This window comes from Sphingobium sp. UBA5915 (genome assembly GCF_002431195.1).
GTDB classification, from domain to species: domain Bacteria; phylum Pseudomonadota; class Alphaproteobacteria; order Sphingomonadales; family Sphingomonadaceae; genus Sphingobium; species Sphingobium soli.
This window is the reverse complement of sequence record NZ_DJDV01000036.1, coordinates 1-16,529: the sequence shown is the minus strand read 5'-3', so window position 1 is coordinate 16,529 and position 16,529 is coordinate 1. Positions and strand designations below refer to the sequence as shown.

Sequence of the window (16,529 nt, the reverse complement as noted above, 5' to 3'; positions counted from 1 at the left end):
TTTTTGCACGCCGATTCACACTCATCAATTACAGTGACTGCGGCAGCCAGTACGTCTCGATCAAGTACACTAAGGGCCTAGCCGAGGCCGGGATCGAGCCATCGGTAGGCAGCGTCGGCAACAGCTATGACAACGCCTTGGCCGAGACGATCAACGGACTCTACAAAGCCGAGGTCATTCACCGGCGGACCTTGGCGGTCGTTCGAAGCCGTCGAATACGCCACGCTCGAATGGGTCGACTGGTTCAACAACAGGCGATTGCTAGAGCCGATCGGCCATATCCCGCCCGCCGAGGCAGAAGAACGATACTACGCCAAGCTGGACGACACCCCCATGGCAGCATTACTCAAGCCAAATGGCCTCCGACAGTCTCGGGGCGTTTCATGATACGCCCGTAAGGGTCAACATTATATCTCACAGGGTAAGCCTTTGATGGCGGGATGAACTCTTACCCTTCTCCACTTTCTATCCTTTTGACGGTTTGGATCGGTTTCACGATGGGTGAAATCATGAGGAATTCCCTTTTCCGCTGATCATATGATTCATAGCTGAGCTATCACGCCGCAGGCGGCGAGAAGTTGGCGACCAAGGCAGGTTACTCAATGGATTTGCGCGATCGGGTGTTGGCGGTGGCAGACGGCGGGTTGCCAGTCCGCACTTATGCCGCGCGCTGCCCTAGAACCAGAACCGCAGCCCCATGACCAGACTTGTCGCCGCCGGATCGTCCCCCACCCGCTGAGCGTAGCGGGCCGTGTCCCCCAGCTTGCGCTCCCAGTTCACGCCGACATAGGGGGCGAACTCGCGCGCGAATTCATAGCGCAACCGCAGGCCCAGTTCGATGTCGGAAAGCCCCGACCCGATGCCCAGCTCGGGAACGTCCTGCGCCGCGATATTCACTTCCATTGCCGGTTGCAGGATCAGCCGCTGGGTGATCCGCTGGTCGTAGCTTGCCTCCAGCCGGGCATGGGCGTCACCCCTGGTCGACACGAACAATTGCCCCTCCACCTCGAACCAATATGGGGCCAGCCCCTCGATCCCGATAGTCGCGTAAGTCCGCTCGGGCCGGGGGCGAAAATCCTGGCGCATGCCACCAACGATGTTCCACCACGGGTCGATCGCGCGGCTGTAGAGGAGCTGCAATTCGGCGCTTTCCAGCCGACCGCCAGTCTCCCCCTCGCCCTCCGACTTGATCGCCAGGCGGTTGACGTCGCCCCCGATCCAGCCTTCGCCCTCCCAATGATAGCCGTCGCCGCCACTCAGCGCGCGATACTCCAGCCGGTCGATCATCAACTGGGAATAGGTCATGCCGCCATTTTCCCGGATCATCTTGGCGCGGACACCGGCCATGACCACAGGATCGTAGACCGCGTCGGCGGCGTGGTCCGTGGGCGCCGGTGGGGCCACGCCATCCATCGCCGGGGCGGCCGCGGCGTCCTTCGCAGGCATGGAATGCGCTCCATGGTCCATCATTTGCGCCTGCGCAGGCAGCGCCAGCGCCGCGCCGATCAGCGCCCATACAGGCATCCGGATCATGCCGCACCGCCATCGTGACGGACGGTCACGACCCGCATCATGCCTGCGTGCATGTGCATCAGCATATGGCAATGGAACGCCCAGTCGCCGATCGCGTCGGCGGTGAGGTCGAAGCTCACCTTGCCTCCCGGCAGGACGTTGACGGTGTGCTTGCGCGGATTGGCTGCCGCATCCTCCCCCGTCACGAGTTGGAAGAAATGGCCGTGGATGTGAATGGGGTGCGGCATCATCGTATCGTTAATGAGCGTCACGCGCACCCGCTCCATATGGCGAAAGGCGATCGGTTCCGCCCCGTCGGACAGCTTCACCCCGTCGAACGACCACATATAGCGTTCCATGTTGGCGGTAAGGTGGATGTCCAGCGATCGGGTCGGCGCGCGCGTGTCGCCGTTTGGCTTCAGCGCTTTCAGATCGGCATAGGTGAGGACGCGGTGATCGACATCCTCCAGGCCCGTGGGGCGGTCGGCGGTCCGGTCAGCAGGCATGGGCGACAGGGTAGCCACGCCCGGTCCCATCGGAACTTGGGGCGCAACCGATGGATCGAGCATCTTCATCGAATGGCCCGCCATGCCGTCATTGGCGGGTTGGCTGAGGTCGATCACGCCATTGTGCCCCATATCCATGCCGCTCATGTCCATGCCCATGTCCTTCATGGTCAGCAACGGCCGCTGGCGCAGGGGCGGGACCGGCGCGATCATCCCGACCTGCGGTGCCAGCGTCGCGCGCACCAGCCCGGACCGGTCGATCGCCTCGGCGATCAGGCCATAGGGCTTCGCTTCGGCTGGCTCGACGATCACGTCATATGTCTCGGCGATCGCGATCTGGAACTCGTCGGTCTCGACCGGCTGGACATGCTGGCCGTCGCACTGGACCACTGTCATGGCGAGGCCGGGCAGCCGCAGGTTGAAATTGGTCATGGCCGATGCGTTGACGATGCGCAGCCGCACCCGCTCGCCCGGAGCGAACAAGCCGGTCCAGTTTTCCGCTGTGCCATGGCCGTTCACCAGATAGCTGTAGGTCGATCCGGTGACGTCCGAAATGTCGGTGGGGTCCATCCGCATCCTGCCCCAGTCCATCCGGTCCTTAACGCTCCGGTCCCGGCCCTTTAGCAGCCCGGCCAGCGTCTGCTTCTGCATATTATAATAGCCGCCCATCTGCTTAAGCCGCTGCATCAGCTTGTGCGGGTGAACCGGGGACCAGTCGGACAGGACGATCACATGCTCGCGATCCGCCCGCACCGGGTCCGCGCCGGCCGGGTCGATCACGATCGGGCCATAATGGCCCATCGCCTCCTGCATCCCCGAATGGCTGTGATACCAGTAGGTGCCGGACTGGCGGATCGGAAATTCATAAGTGAACGTCTCGCCGGGGCGGATGCCGGGAAAGCTGATGCCCGGCACGCCGTCCATGTGGAACGGCACGATCAACCCGTGCCAGTGGATCGACGTGTCCTCCTTCAGCAGGTTGTGCACGACCAACTGGACATTCTGCCCTTCCTTCAACCGGATGAGCGGCGCTGGCAAGGTGCCGTTGATGGTGACGGCGTGGGCGGAACGTCCCCCGGTCGTGAAATGACTTTCGCTTACGGCCAGCTCGATCCTGTCCCCCGACAGGACGCCGGGAGTGGGACGAAGGCCGGCAGTGCCGCTCTGCGCCCAGGCTGGAAAGGCGCGGGCCAGCGGAAGCGCGGCTGCGCTGCGGATGAGGGTGCGTCGGTCTAGGGCAAGGCTGGTCATGCCGCCCTATACGCGCTCGCCGCTGCCATCCCTCAACATTTCACTCAGTTTCAACCGCGCGCGATACAGCCGTGTTTCGACCGCCTTTTCACTGATCCCCAGCAGATGCGCGGTATCCGCCTGGCTCATGATCTCGATCGTGCGGAGCAACAGCACTTCCTTGAGATTGGCCGGCAGCGCCGCGATAGCGGCATTGATGCGGGCAACGGCGTCGGCGGACGCCAGCGCCTCTTCGGGCGACGCCGACAGGTCTGCAACATGCGTCGCTTCGTCGAGTGGCTTGGCCAGCGTGAAGAAGCGCCGAACGGCCCGGCGCCTTGCCCAGTCCCGGCATTTGTTGATCGTGATGCGCGCCATCCACGCCCGAAACGGGCGCGATGCGTCATACCGGCCGATCGCGGCAAAGGCGGCGATGAACGCATCCTGCGTGATGTCGAGCGCTTGGTCCGCATCGCCCACATGCCCTCTGGCAAGACGCCACATGGCATCGCGATGCCGCTGCATCAGCATCGCGTAGGCCGCCTGCTCCCCCGCCTGTGCACGCGCCGCAAGCACCCGGTCTTCGGCGTCGGCCAGCGTCACCGGGCGGGCTGTGTCAGCGCCTTGACGATGGCGGCATCGAACTGCGCCGCCTGATCGGGCCGCAGGACATCTCGCATCGCGAAAATATGCTGGAGCGTCTCCTTCTGCAGCTGCCCCATCACATGATGCGTCCGGTCAACGGCGGCCGCGACCTGCGGTCCATAGCCATGTTCGGTTTGGATCGCCCGCGCCATCCGCTGATTGTCGGCGCGCATTTCCGCCTCCAGCGTCTCGCGCCGCGTGGCAAAGCTGTCCTCAAGCTGTTGGATGCGAGCCTGCTGCGCCGGATCGAGATCCAGCTTTTCGTGTAGCAGCGCATGCACCTGGCTTTCGACGCGGGGCGGCGGGGCAAGCCAAGTGCGCGCCAACAGCACAGCCGCCAGGGCTGCGGCAAAAGCCACCACCGCCACGAGAGCATAGCGGCCCGGCGTCATTGGCCGAGCAGACTTGACGGCGCGTAATCCGACATGCCGATGGGAAGCGAAGCCGCCTGCGCAGGCGCGCCGGGGACCAGACTGCCTGCCCAACCGACCCCGATCGCCAGCAGCCCGGCCAGCATCAGGCTGCGCCGCGCGGTCGTGCGATCGCGATGACGCGCGAGCCCCTGCATGACCGCCGCGTCCATCCGCGCAAGGCGCTCGTCCGAGGGCTCCGACCGTATCGCGTTCAGCCAATGATCCAGATCGGCCATCATCCTGTCTCCATCCATGCCTTGCTTACGCGTTCGCGCGCGCAAACCCTCGACGCCCCGCGGAAAAAATATGCGCCTGAGCCAAGGGGTAGCGCAAGACGGTGCGTAAACCGGCTGGCCACTCCGACGGACCATTCAGGCGGCGAAGATGCCGGATGCGCAAGATGGCCGACGCGTGTTTTGCCAGGGCTTCTCGAATCATTGCAAACGCGCCGGCGCCGTTTCAGGGAGCCGAATGAGCACTGGCAGTACGCATAGCGCGACGAGCGCGATCATCGCGCCCGGCGCCAGCATCCAGCCCGTCCGCTCGATCAGCAGGTGCGCGAGCCATGGCGCCAGTCCTCCGAAGATCGCCGTTGCGCTCGTCGCACCCAGCGCCAGGCCGGTCAGGCGCCCTTCGCCGGGAAATTGCTCGGCCGTCGTCACCGCGCCGACGGCGCTCACCCCGCCGCCCAGCGCGGCGAGCAGCACGGCTCCCAGTAGCGCGCCGCCGCCCGCCTGCGCCATCAGGAAAAACATCGGGATGGGCAGCACAGCGCCTCCTATCCCTAGGGCCAACAGCACTGGCCGCCGCCCGACCCGGTCGGCCAAAGCCCCGACAAAGGGCGTCACAAGGATCACCACCAGGGCCGCTGCCGTCGAAAGCCAAAGCGCCGCCCCCTCCTGCATCACGCCCGTTCCGGTCAGGAAGCTCGGCACATAGGTGATCCCGACATAATAAGTGATCGACCCAAGCGCAGATATGGCAAAGCCGCGCATGATCGCCATCCGCTGATGGGTCAGGCTATCCCGCAGGGGATTGCCCGGCACTTTCTGTTCGCGCTGCTGGCGCAGAAAGTCGGGCGATTCCTCGATCGTTGAGCGCGCGAGCACGATCACCCCGGCCATCGCCGCTCCGGCAAAGAAGGGAATGCGCCAGCCCCACGCCATCAGGGCGGCGTCGTCCAGCAGCGCGACCGTCGCTGCCGCAATGCCCGCTGCCAGCAGCGCCCCGATCTCGCTGGCGGCCGATGCGAGTGAGGTCACAAAACCGCGCCGCTCGGCCCGCGCCCCTTCCAGCAGATAGGCGACGACGCCGGTATATTCGCCCCCGACCGAGAAGGCCATGAGGCAGCGCAACGCCAGCAACATCCATCCCGCCGCCGGACCGATCTGCGCATAAGTGGGCAGCAGCGCCGTCGCCAGCATTGCTACAGTCATCATGCTCATGGACAGTAGCATCGTCAGTCGCCGGCCATAGCGATCCCCGACATGGCCGAAAACGATCGCGCCCAGCGGCCGCATCGCATAGGCAAGGGCAAAGCCAGCCAGCGCCTCCACCAGCCCACCCGCCCCGCCGCCCTAGAAAATGCGGGACAGAAGCGTGGCGATGTAGAGATACAGGGTGAAATCATACCATTCGACAATGGTCGACAAGATCGCCACGGCCAGAGATCGGTTGGACATGCGACTGGCCTGCATCAGCACTTCTTCCTCTTCGGGTTCGCCCGCTTGTGCGGACAAAGTCCCGCCAAGGCAAATAACGGCGTCAGTTCCGCAGGCGCGGCAGGAATATGGCGGGGTCGACCTCCAGTTGCGGGACGGTCGCGGAAGCCGGCGCAAAGGCCCGCGCGCCGACCGCAATGTCGGTATCAAAGCTCACCACCGTGCTGCCCGGATCGGCGACGACGAGCGGATCAAGCTGGAGCGCGGGGTTCAACCGTGCCTGCGTCACCTCCACCGGCGTTCCAATCCGCGTCAGGGCGAACAGCTGACGAGCGAAAGCATAGGGCAGGCGGATGCAGCCATGGCTTGCGGGATAGCCCGGATTATGTCCGGCATGCAGCGCGATGCCGTCCCAGGTCAGCCGCTGCATGAAGGGCATGGGCGCGTTACTGTACAGGTTGGAACGATGCCATTGCCGCTTTTGCAGGATGGGATAGTCTCCGGTCGGCGTTCGATGCCCCTTCATGCCCGTCGACACGCTGGCAGCGCCGATCAGCCGATCCCCGCGATAGACATGGACGCGCTGCTTTTCGATGCTGATGACCATGTAGAGCGGTCCGTCTCCGCCGTCCTCCAGCCAGCGATAGCCGCCCGGTGACAGCGCCAGATTCTGGGCCAGATCCTGCGCGGGCGCAGTGGCAGGCACGCCGGTAAGCAACAGAAACAGAAGGGGGAGCAGCCGATGCGCGCGCATAAGCTTTTATTAACCATATGCCGCCCCAATGCCACCCCGCTGGGGCCGGCAATTTCATCCGTCCCGGCAAGACACAGAAATCTAAAGCAGAAGCAATTGCGCCACTGGCGAAAAGCTGCGGCGATGCAGCGGCGTCGGGCCATGTTCACGCAACGCGGCAAGATGATGCGCACTTCCATAGCCCTTGTTGCTCTCCCACCCATAATGCGGGTGGTCGGCGGCCGCCGCGATCATCATGCGGTCCCGCTCCTCCTTCGCGAGAATGGAGGCCGCAGCGATCGACAGGCATTTGGCGTCCCCCTCCACCACCGCCGTCGATGCCCAGCGCCATTGGGGGCAGCGATTGCCATCGACCAACACATGGGCGCAATCCGCGCTCAGCGCCTCGACCGCGCGCGTCATCGCAAGCATCGTCGCCCACAAAATGTTGAGGTCGTCTATCTCCGCCACGCTCGCCACACCGATGCCCCAGCACAGCGCCCGCGCCTTCACCTGCGTTTCCAGTTCGGCACGCCTTTTGGCGGTCAATTGCTTGGAATCGTTCAACCCTTCCGGGCAATCCTCCGCGCGGAGGATCACGGCGGCGGCGACGACGGGGCCAGCCAATGGCCCCCTGCCCGCTTCGTCCACGCCCGCGACCAAGCCGGGATGATGGCGCAGTTCGTGCGAAAAATCAGGCATGGGCATGAAACCCGAGCGGTGCGCCCATCGGGCCGTGGCCGCTGCCATAACCGGGTGCGAGCGCCAAAGCCTCACGCACATATTTGCGGGCGCGCTCGACCGCTTCGATCAAGTTCATTCCCTGCCCCAGCCCCGTCGCGACCGCGCTGGCCAGCGTGCAGCCGGTGCCGTGTGTATGTACCGTCTCGATCTTCCGGTTGCTCCAGGCCTTGAGCACCCTATCCGGCGCCAGCAGTCGATCCGTCAGCATAGGCCCTTCGCCATGACCACCTTTGGCAAGAACGTGGGTGCCATAGCGTGCGGCGATATCCTCTCCACCCAGAGCCGTGAGTTCCGGGATATTCGGCGTGATGAGCGCGGCTATCGCCATCAGCTTCTCGAACGCGGAAATGGTTGCATCATCTGCCAGCAACGAGCCGCTGGTCGCCACCATCACTGGATCGAATATAATCGGAACGTCCCTCAATTGCGCCAGCCGATCCGCGACCGCAGCCGCCGTCTCGGCCGATCCGATCATGCCGATCTTCACCGCATCGACGCCAATGTCGCTGATGCAGCTTTCCATCTGCGCCAACACCATGTCGGTCGGCACTGGATGCACGGCCTGCACGCCCAGCGTGTTCTGCGCGGTGATCGCGGTGATGGCCGTCATGCCAAAGCCGCCCAGCAGCGTCACGGTCTTGAGGTCGGCCTGAATGCCGGCGCCGCCGCCACTGTCCGACCCGGCGATGATGAGAATGCGGGCGGGCTTCATGGCCTGTGGCGCCGCTCCTGCGCGGCGGGATGATCGGCCAGCGCCTTGCCGGTGCGTGTCGGGCGATCCATCAATTCGCCGCCGCAATTGGGGCATCGGTCATCCAGCGCCTCGGCACAGGACGCGCAATATGTGCATTCGAACGAACAGATGAAGGCGCCCGGCGCGTCAGCGGGCAAATCCGTGCCGCAGCGCTCGCAATCGGGCCGCATCTCAAGCATGGCACACTACTTTCCGTTCGGTTCGAGCTTGTCTAAAACCCTGCGCTTCGTTCTCGACAAGCTCGAACCGAACGGCGGCAGAAACTGGAACAGTCACGCCGCCGCCCTCTCGACCGCGGCGCAGATGCGGTCGACGACATCGCGCACCTGATCCTCGCTGTCCCCCTCCGCCATCACCCGGATGACGGGTTCGGTTCCCGACGGGCGGATGACAAGACGCCCCACGCCGGCCAGTTCGGTTTCCGCCTGGGAGATGACGCGCTGCACCTCTTCATGCTCCAGCGGCTTGCCGCCGGCGAAGCGGACATTTTTCAGCAGTTGCGGCACGGGATCGAATTTGTGGAGCGTCTCGCTTGCGGGCTTGCCCGATCGGACCAGCGCCGCCAGCACCTGAAGCGCCGCGACCGTCCCGTCGCCCGTGGTCGCATAGTCGGACAGGATCATGTGCCCCGACTGTTCGCCCCCGACATTGAAGCCGCCCTCGCGCATCCGTTCCAGCACATAGCGGTCGCCGACCTTGGTGCGCTCCAGCGTGATACCCTTGTCCGCCAAAAACCGCTCCAGGCCCAAGTTCGACATGACCGTCGCGACCAGCCCGCCGCCGCGCAATGTGCCCGCAGCGGCAAAATTGGCGGCGATCAGTGCCATGATCTGATCGCCATCGACCAGCCGGCCTTTTTCATCCACGACGATTAACCGATCGGCGTCGCCGTCCAGTGCGATGCCGATGTCCGCGCCCGATGACACCACGGTTTCCTGCAACAGCATGGGCGACGTCGAACCGCAGCTGTCGTTGATGTTGGTGCCATTGGGCGAGACACCGATCGCGACAACAGTCGCGCCCAATTCCCACAAGGCCGACGGCGCGACCTGATAGGCGGCGCCATTGGCGCAATCGACCACGATCTTAAGCCCGTCGAGCCGCAGGTCGGCGGGGAAGCTGGACTTGACCGCATGGATATAGCGGCCCCGCGCATCCTCCACGCGGCGGGCGCGACCAATATCCTTCGACGCTGCCAGCTCGATTGTCTGGTCCAGCAGGGCCTCGATCTTCAGTTCATCTTCGTCCGACAGCTTGTAGCCGTCCGGCCCGAACAGCTTGATGCCATTGTCGTAAAAGGGATTGTGGCTGGCCGAGATCATCACGCCCAGGTCCGCGCGCATCGAATGGGCAAGCAGGGCGACGGCGGGCGTGGGGATCGGGCCGAACTGCACCACATCCATGCCGACCGCCGTGAAACCCGCAACCAGCGCATTTTCCACCATATAACCCGACAGGCGCGTATCCTTGCCGATCACCACGCGGTGGCGATGGCTGCCGCGCTGGAAATGGGTGCCGGCTGCCATGCCGACCTTCATCGCCAGATCCGGGGTCATTGGCCATTGGTTGGTGCGTCCGCGTATGCCGTCGGTGCCGAAATATTGCCTGCTCACTTGTTCCTCGTCGCTTGGGGCCGCAAGAGTCTCCGTGTGAGGAGTCCATCCTTACCCGCCCATAGCAATCTTTGATCGACAATCCACCCGCCCGGCGGCATCCGGACGCGATGGAAGATTTCAATGCCTTCGTCGACGGTTTGTCGGGCGCCGTCTTTTTCAAGCTGCCTTTGCTGGGCACGCAGATCGAACTGATCGTGCTCTATCTGGCCCTGCCGATGCTGTTCTTCACCCTGTGGCTCGGCTTTCCCAACGTCACGCAGGTTGGCCGCGCCATCCATATCCTGCGGACCCAGCCGCATGAGGGCGAGGCGAAAGGCGATGTCAGCCAATGGGGCGCGCTTTCCACTGCCCTGTCGGGCACGATCGGCCTGGGCAATATTGCCGGCGTGGCGGTCGCGCTGACCATGGGCGGCCCCGGAGCGATCCTGTGGATGTTCATCATCGGGTGGTTCGCCATGACGGTAAAGATGGCCGAAGTGACGCTGGGCCTCAAATATCGCGTCTTTGACGATCGCGGCCATGTGCATGGCGGGCCGATGTATGTGCTCAAGGCCGTCGGCGCGGCGCGCGGATGGCCCCGGCTTGGGCTGGCGCTAGGCGGCGCCTACGCCTTTTTCGCGCTGTTCGGCGCGATCCCGATGGTGCAGGTCAATCAAAGCTTCGCGCAGGTTCAGGTCGTCACCGGGATGACCAATGGCTGGGCCTATGGCGTTTTCATCGCCGCAGCGGTTGCCCTGGTGACGCTGGGCGGCGCGGCCTGGCTGGGTGAAGTGTCCAAGCGTCTGACCCCGCTCAAGGTCGCCGTCTATCTGGGCGGCGTCTTTGCCATATTGATCCTGCATGTGGCCGATATTCCCGCAGCGCTGGCGCTGATCTGGAACGGCGCATGGTCAGGTGACGCAGCGACCGGCGGCGCGGTGGGTGCATTCGTGGCGGGCATGCGGCGCGCCGTCTTTGCCAGCGAGGCTGGCGTGGGCTCCGCGGTCATGGCGCACAGCCTGGCCCGGACCCAGCATCCCGTATCCGAAGGACTGGTCGCGTTGCTGGAACCGCTGCTGGGGACAATGATCGTATGTGCGCTGGGCGGCCTGGCTCTGGTGGTTGCGGGCACCTGGAATGGCGGACTGGAAGGCATCGCCATCACGTCCTCCGCCTTCGCGCAGGTGTCACCCTGGTTTCCGTGGCTGCTGGCGGTGGTGGTGTTCCTCTTCGCCTATTCCACGCTCGTTGCCTGGGGCTTTTACGGCTTGCAGGCGTGGGGCTATCTTTTCGGCAACGGGCCGAAAGCGCAATGGACGTACAAGATCCTCTACATCGTCGCCCTGCCGCCGGCCGCCGCGATCGACCTTGGCCGTGTCGTCGGTATCGTCGACAGCAGTTTCTTCCTGATGGCGATCCCCAATGTCATCGCGCTCTACCTGTGCGCGGGTGAATTGCGGCGCGATGTCAAAGATTATCTTGTTCAGTCGAAGAGTTAGACCACAAAAAACCCCGCCTCTTTCGAAGCGGGGTCTTTGTTCATTCAGGCCGGTGGATCAGACCTTGTCGCCCAGCGCGCCCTTGACCGATCCGGACACATCCTGCGCCGTACCCTTGGTCTTCTGCACCTTGCCCTCGGCTTCCAGTCGTTCGTTGTCGGTAGCCTTGCCGATCGCTTCCTTCGTCGCGCCGGCAGCCTTGTTAGCCACGGCCTTCGCCTTGTCGGTCAGTTCGCCCATGTGACTTCTCCTTCAAAAGAACTTCATTGCAATAACAGTCTTTCAACTGTTGGCAGGGCTGCAAAGTTTCCATTGAAACGGAGCCGTTACGATTTAATCAGGGCGTGATTCCGAAACGTGCATAAGTCGCAGGGATGTGCGGGTCGATGCGCCGCGCGATGACCAGTTCGGCGTCGCCATCACTGGTCCGGCCGAGCCGTTTGAGCACGATCCCGCGCATGAAGCGGCTGGGTGCCTTTTCCGGCTCCTGCGCGACGACCACGTCCAGATCGCGCAGAGCGTCTTCGAACCGCCCCATGCGGAACCAGAGCATGGCCCGGCTGTCGATCGCCGCCATGCTGCCCGAACTCAGCTCCACCGCCTGGGTGCAATCCTGCTTCGCGCTTTCAAGATCGATGTTGCGGGTGCCCTTGATCCAGCACAGGTCGTTGTAGAGGCTGGTCGTACCCGGCTTTTCAGCGAGTTGCGCGTTGATGATCTCCAAGGCCTTGGTCGCATCGCCATAGGTGCCGAGCAGATTGGCCTTGTAATTGCGATAGCCGTCGCGCTGCTCCCCGCCGATGGCGATCTTGGCGTCGACGATTGCCAGGGCGTCATCCAGCTTCCCGCTTTCGGCAAGATAGCTCGCGACAGTAGCGACCGCACCACCGGAAGCGGGGTCAAGCTGGCGGGCCAAGCGCCCGTCTGCCAGAGCGCCCGCGACATCACCGGTCTGAAACCGGCGATAGGCCCTTTGCAGATAGAGGGCGACGCTTGGTTCGATGGCGATGGCCTTGTCGAGATCGGCCAGGCCATTTTTGTAATCGCCAATGCCCCAGCGAAAATTACCGCGACTGGAATAGCCGTCAGAATTTTCCGCATCGGCGGCGATCGCTTTGGCGAAAATCGACTCGACCGCTTTCGACTGTGGCCAGGACGCGATGGTCGCCGCGTCGTAATCCCACAGATAGGTCGGCTTTTCCGTGCCAATCACGCGCGGCGAGCCGGCTTGCACCGTCGCCAGAGCGTCGCGCTCGTCAGGCAGGCGATCCGCCGCGATCTCGACGCCGGTCGCGTCGGTGCGTTCATCGACCTCCAGCACCCCGTCGTTCAGTCGTACGGTCCGGCGCAGGTCATAGCCCGCGACGCTTCTGCTCAGATCTTGCTCGCCCTCGATCCTGTAGTCCTTCCCGCCATGGGGCAGGCGCAGGCGAAGATGATAGCGGACGCCGATCGGCGCGCTGGTTGCCGCCGGTATGTCCAGCCACGCCGGTCGCGCGCGGTCAGGTGCGAAGCTGATCGCGTCGATCAACTTGCTTGTGCTTCGGCGATAGCGGCGGTCGGTCAGTTCCCACGGCGACGTGGTGACGCCGCGCGCGGTGAAGCTGACCGTCGCTGAAGCCGGATCGGTGGCGATACCTACGTCTGCATATTGGGCGGTGCCGATCTGTTCGTTGAAAAAGCCGCGGATAAGTTCATCGCGGCGCTTGGCGTCCATCTGCCCCAGGCCGGCGTTGATCATCGTCGCGATCTGCCCCCGCAACACGGCCTTGGCATCGAACACGCTCGGCAGGCGTTCATGCCCGCTTTCGTCCGCGTTGACCTCTATGTCGATGGCGGGACGGGCATTGGCATGGGTGGCGATCGCCATCAGATCGGCGCCTGTACCCCGCACGGGCAGCACCCAGCCAAATTGGGGGGTGTCGCCAATATCCTCCAGCCGCGTGCCCAGGCCCGTCCCGTCGAGCCAATAGCTCTTCCCGTCTATTACCGCACGAACCAAGACATGATCGAAAGCGGCAACGCTCGGCAGGCGTTCAGGCACGAAATCGCCCATCGCCGAACTGGCGAGCACCGGTTCCGCCTCGATATCCAGCTCGCGCAACATCGCCAGCAACAGCAATGTCTTGGCCTTGCAATCGCCATAGCGCAGCGCCCAGGTGTCGGCTGGCTTTTGCGGCACGTAATTGCCGCCGTTCATGCCCACCATCAGATAGCGGACATTGTCCTGAACCAGTTGCAACGCCGCGGCGGCCTTGTCCATGGCCGAGCCAGCCATGCCCTTCAGCCTGGTTAGTTCAACCGCCAGCGGTGATCCGTCGGCGATCAGGCCGCCGGTCGCATAGAGCGGCGCCATGGTCTTCGACACATCGGCCCAACTGCCAAAGCTCGACATTTCAAACAGGGGCGGATGGGTGAAGCGGCTCGGCGCGTCGGCGGGCATCTCCGGCTGCTTGGAGAGCGGCAGCGCGAAGGTCAGTTCCGTCACACCCCCTTTCTTGACCGGTTCGGCCTCGACATCCTTGGCCAGCAATTTCCAGTGCGGGGCGCTGCCATCGGCCCATAAGGTCCGCACGCGGCCATAGCCCAGCCGAAACGGCGCGGCTGGCAGGCCGGTAACATTCTGGACATGGCCGGCGAGCGCTTCGTCCTTCGACACCACAGAATAGCGCAGGCGAACGATGTCGCCGACGCGAACCCCCTCGACCGCCATGGTGGCGGTCAGGATGCCGCTGATCTGTAACGCCTCCAGCCGTTCTTCACGGCGCAGCACGGTGAATTTCCTGTCGCCCGCCAAGGCGTCGATCACCTCGTCGCCGCGCAGGATGGACAATTGATGGATGATGAGGTCGCCCTTGTCGGGCGCCCATGGCAGGGTGAGCGACGACAGGCGGGTGAGTTCCTCTGCGGAGCCTGCGCGGGTTGCGATATCGGCATAGCTCCACAGCTGGCCCTTTTCGATCCTGTACTGATTGTCCAGGATCAGCGTCGTGGGGGCATCGGCGCCAACCGCTATCTTGGGCATGACGGCCGGCGTGATCCATGCCGGCGCGGGTTGATATAGCGGCGTTTCTCCCGCCCATGCAGGCGCAGCGATCCCCATGGCCGCAGACGCCGCCAGCCACCCGAAATATCTCATATCCCCCGTTATCCCGTCTTGCCCAACCCCGTTGCACCATCGCTATGGCATCACAATCGGCCACTCAAGCGAAAGCGGCGCAGGCACAGAAAAAGGGGCTGGAAAACCAGCCCCTTCCCCAATCCATTTGTTCTGGACGCTTAGCGCTTCGAGAACTGGAAGCTGCGGCGTGCCTTGGCACGGCCGTACTTCTTACGTTCGACCACACGGCTGTCGCGGGTGAGGAAGCCAGCAGCCTTGACGGTGCTGCGCAGGGCCGGTTCGTACTTGGTCAGAGCCTGGCTGATGCCATGCTTCACGGCGCCTGCCTGTCCCGAAAGTCCGCCGCCCTTGACGGTGGCGACGACATCGTACTGGCCCTGGCGATCGGTGATCGTGAAAGGCTGGTCGATGATCAGGCGCAGCGTCGGACGTGCAAAGTACACTTCCTGGTCCTTGCCATTGACGATGACCTTGCCGCTGCCGGGCTTGAGCCACACGCGGGCAGTAGCATCCTTACGGCGGCCGGTTGCATACGCACGGCCTTCCTTGTCCAGTTCCTGCTCACGCAGCGGAACGTCGGCAGTTGCCGCGATATCGGAAGCGTCGCCTTCAGGCGCGTCACCGGCGATGTCTTTCAGATCGGCGAGATCCGAAACGGTTTCGTTCTTGGTTTCGTCGGCCATTATGCGACAACCTTGTTCTTGCGGTTCATCGAGGCAACGTCGAGCGTTTCAGGCTTCTGGCCGTCATACGGATGCTCGGTGCCGGCGAATACATGCAGCGCACGCATCTGCGCACGGCCAAGCGGGCCACGCGGAATCATGCGTTCGACAGCCTTTTCCCCAACGCGCTCGGGGAACTTGCCCTCGAGAATCTTGTCGGCCTTGCGTTCCTTGATGCCGCCGGGAAAACCCGTGTGCCAGTAATAGGTCTTCTGCTGGCGCTTGCGGCCGGTCAGAAGGACCTTTTCGGTGTTGATGACGACGATATTGTCGCCGCAATCCATATGGGGCGTGAAGGTAGCCTTGTGCTTGCCGCGGAGCCGATTGGCGATGATGGCGGCCAGCCGGCCGACAACAAGCCCTTCGGCGTCGATCAGCACCCAGTTCTTCACGATCTCCTTGGCTTTCGCCGAGTAGGTTGTCATGTCTTTTTCCGGGCCTTGCGTTTCAATCGTTGGGACGGCCCAGTGCTTGGCCACCGTCCTCGTGGCGCCGGGGATTAGATGCGCTGCGAAAACCTGTCAAGAACTATCGGCAAAACCGGGCCAATTTTGATGTGGTAATATGTTACCTGCATGTCGCCGGATTGCAACACCCGGCCGAAACCTGCCACAAACACTTTTCCGCCCGATCTTGCTCCCATAGTGTTGGGGCGAACAGGATCGATCGCTCGCGATGCGGCATCCACTAGCAATTTTCTTGGCTCTTGCCCTTCTCTCGCCCACCTCCCTTGCCGCGAGCAAGGATCAATCGCGCGTATTGCCCGAGGGCTCGACCGCGACGAGCGAGAGTCCCCTTGATCTTCCGGGTGCCGAGACGGGCAGCAGCCCGGACCAGTCCGACCTCACGGAGCCCGATCCCGATGCCGCTCTCGATGGCGAGGCACTCGACCCGAGCGACGTCAGCCTCGGCGAGATCCCCGATATCCGATCGGTCGAACTCACCGCCGATGCGGCCAGGCGCTCGCTCGATGCATACGCGCTCATCAAGACGAAGTATGCCGACTCGGGGCTCGACGAGGCCATTAACCTGCAGGATTTCGTCGACAACGATCCGCGCGGGAGGGAATTCGCTGACGACATCAAGTCAGCCGGATTTTCCACCGCCGATGAATGGGACTTGACCATCCGATCGGTCAGTTTCGCCTATGACGGGATCGTCGACGATGCGACGGCCGAGATCGAACAGCAGATCAAGGAGATCGACGCCGACACGCAACTCGCCAGGGACATGAAGGACCGCATGATTTCCTCGCTGCGGGCCATGGTTCCGTCCGAGAACAATCGAAAAGTCGTCAGCGAGCTGATGAGCGATGCAGGCTACCTCGAGAAGCTCGAGCTGCTGGGTAGCGGCGGCGAGGTGAACGAGTGAAAGACTTGCTGATCGAGACCAGC

At 63.5% G+C, this 16,529-nt stretch carries 16 protein-coding genes and 2 pseudogenes; 3 read left to right on the top strand and 15 right to left on the bottom strand.

What is annotated here, in order from left to right; translation table 11 throughout:
* Positions 1-387: pseudogene (locus B2V90_RS05070) on the top strand (integrase core domain-containing protein); the annotation flags it as partial.
* A 288-nt stretch (positions 388-675) separates the two neighbouring features.
* On the opposite strand, the gene B2V90_RS05065 reads toward B2V90_RS05070, so the two are convergent.
* From B2V90_RS05065 to glmM, 11 genes and pseudogenes are all read right to left on the bottom strand, one after another.
* Positions 676-1,533 (bottom strand): copper resistance protein B, encoded by an 858-nt coding sequence (locus B2V90_RS05065; RefSeq protein ID WP_414711576.1) that lies wholly within the window; start codon positions 1,531-1,533, stop codon positions 676-678.
* On the bottom strand, positions 1,530-3,269 hold the full coding sequence (locus tag B2V90_RS05060) for a copper resistance system multicopper oxidase (protein WP_228220394.1): 1,740 nt from the start codon (positions 3,267-3,269) through the stop codon (positions 1,530-1,532). Before B2V90_RS05060 ends, B2V90_RS05065 begins: the two co-directional genes overlap by 4 nt.
* A gap of 6 nt (positions 3,270-3,275) precedes the next feature.
* The gene (locus B2V90_RS05055; protein WP_228220395.1) at positions 3,276-3,851 is read right to left on the bottom strand and encodes an RNA polymerase sigma factor; all 576 of its coding nucleotides are present in this window, start codon (positions 3,849-3,851) and stop codon (positions 3,276-3,278) included.
* Positions 3,848-4,285, bottom strand: coding sequence for a periplasmic heavy metal sensor (locus tag B2V90_RS05050; RefSeq protein WP_228220396.1), 438 nt, complete (start codon positions 4,283-4,285; stop codon positions 3,848-3,850). The genes B2V90_RS05055 and B2V90_RS05050 overlap by 4 nt, the downstream gene beginning before the upstream one ends.
* Positions 4,282-4,545 carry a hypothetical protein gene (locus tag B2V90_RS05045; RefSeq protein ID WP_228220397.1) on the bottom strand — a complete coding sequence of 88 codons (264 nt, stop codon included), beginning with the start codon at positions 4,543-4,545 and terminating at the stop codon, positions 4,282-4,284. Before B2V90_RS05045 ends, B2V90_RS05050 begins: the two co-directional genes overlap by 4 nt.
* A 195-nt stretch (positions 4,546-4,740) precedes the next feature.
* A pseudogene (locus B2V90_RS05040) lies at positions 4,741-5,988 on the bottom strand (MFS transporter).
* Positions 5,989-6,070: 82 nt separating this feature from the next.
* Positions 6,071-6,721 carry a L,D-transpeptidase family protein gene (locus B2V90_RS05035; RefSeq protein ID WP_228220398.1) on the bottom strand — a complete coding sequence of 217 codons (651 nt, stop codon included), beginning with the start codon at positions 6,719-6,721 and terminating at the stop codon, positions 6,071-6,073.
* An 81-nt stretch (positions 6,722-6,802) separates the two neighbouring features.
* Entirely contained in the window at positions 6,803-7,402 is a 600-nt protein-coding gene (locus B2V90_RS05030) for a ribonuclease HII (RefSeq protein WP_228220399.1), read from the bottom strand.
* Positions 7,395-8,156, bottom strand: coding sequence for a bifunctional hydroxymethylpyrimidine kinase/phosphomethylpyrimidine kinase (gene thiD, locus B2V90_RS05025; RefSeq protein ID WP_228220400.1), 762 nt, complete (start codon positions 8,154-8,156; stop codon positions 7,395-7,397). Before thiD ends, B2V90_RS05030 begins: the two co-directional genes overlap by 8 nt.
* On the bottom strand, positions 8,153-8,377 hold the full coding sequence (locus B2V90_RS05020; RefSeq protein ID WP_228220401.1) for a DUF1272 domain-containing protein: 225 nt from the start codon (positions 8,375-8,377) through the stop codon (positions 8,153-8,155). Before B2V90_RS05020 ends, thiD begins: the two co-directional genes overlap by 4 nt.
* A gap of 93 nt (positions 8,378-8,470) precedes the next feature.
* Entirely contained in the window at positions 8,471-9,811 is a 1,341-nt protein-coding gene (gene glmM, locus B2V90_RS05015) for a phosphoglucosamine mutase (protein ID WP_228220402.1), read from the bottom strand.
* Positions 9,812-9,921: 110 nt separating this feature from the next.
* On the opposite strand from glmM, the gene B2V90_RS05010 reads away from it, so the two are divergent.
* Positions 9,922-11,292 carry an alanine/glycine:cation symporter family protein gene (locus B2V90_RS05010; RefSeq protein ID WP_228220403.1) on the top strand — a complete coding sequence of 457 codons (1,371 nt, stop codon included), beginning with the start codon at positions 9,922-9,924 and terminating at the stop codon, positions 11,290-11,292.
* A 57-nt stretch (positions 11,293-11,349) separates the two neighbouring features.
* Here the strand turns inward: B2V90_RS05010 and B2V90_RS05005 are convergent, their stop codons facing one another.
* The 4 genes from B2V90_RS05005 to rplM form a co-directional block, all read right to left on the bottom strand.
* Positions 11,350-11,532, bottom strand: coding sequence for a CsbD family protein (locus B2V90_RS05005; RefSeq protein ID WP_009821316.1), 183 nt, complete (start codon positions 11,530-11,532; stop codon positions 11,350-11,352).
* A gap of 97 nt (positions 11,533-11,629) precedes the next feature.
* Positions 11,630-14,431 carry a DUF3857 domain-containing protein gene (locus tag B2V90_RS05000; protein ID WP_228220404.1) on the bottom strand — a complete coding sequence of 934 codons (2,802 nt, stop codon included), beginning with the start codon at positions 14,429-14,431 and terminating at the stop codon, positions 11,630-11,632.
* A 140-nt stretch (positions 14,432-14,571) separates the two neighbouring features.
* A complete protein-coding gene (gene rpsI / locus B2V90_RS04995) occupies positions 14,572-15,096 on the bottom strand; it encodes a 30S ribosomal protein S9 (protein WP_103024758.1) in 525 nt (174 codons plus the stop codon).
* Positions 15,096-15,560: a 50S ribosomal protein L13 gene (rplM, locus tag B2V90_RS04990; RefSeq protein ID WP_293920007.1), complete on the bottom strand. Its 465-nt coding sequence runs from the start codon at positions 15,558-15,560 to the stop codon at positions 15,096-15,098. The genes rpsI and rplM overlap by 1 nt, the downstream gene beginning before the upstream one ends.
* Positions 15,561-15,834: 274 nt before the next feature.
* Between rplM and B2V90_RS04985 the strand changes: the two genes are divergently transcribed.
* Positions 15,835-16,506 (top strand): hypothetical protein, encoded by a 672-nt coding sequence (locus tag B2V90_RS04985; protein ID WP_293919993.1) that lies wholly within the window; start codon positions 15,835-15,837, stop codon positions 16,504-16,506.
* Positions 16,507-16,529: the final 23 nt, after the last annotated feature.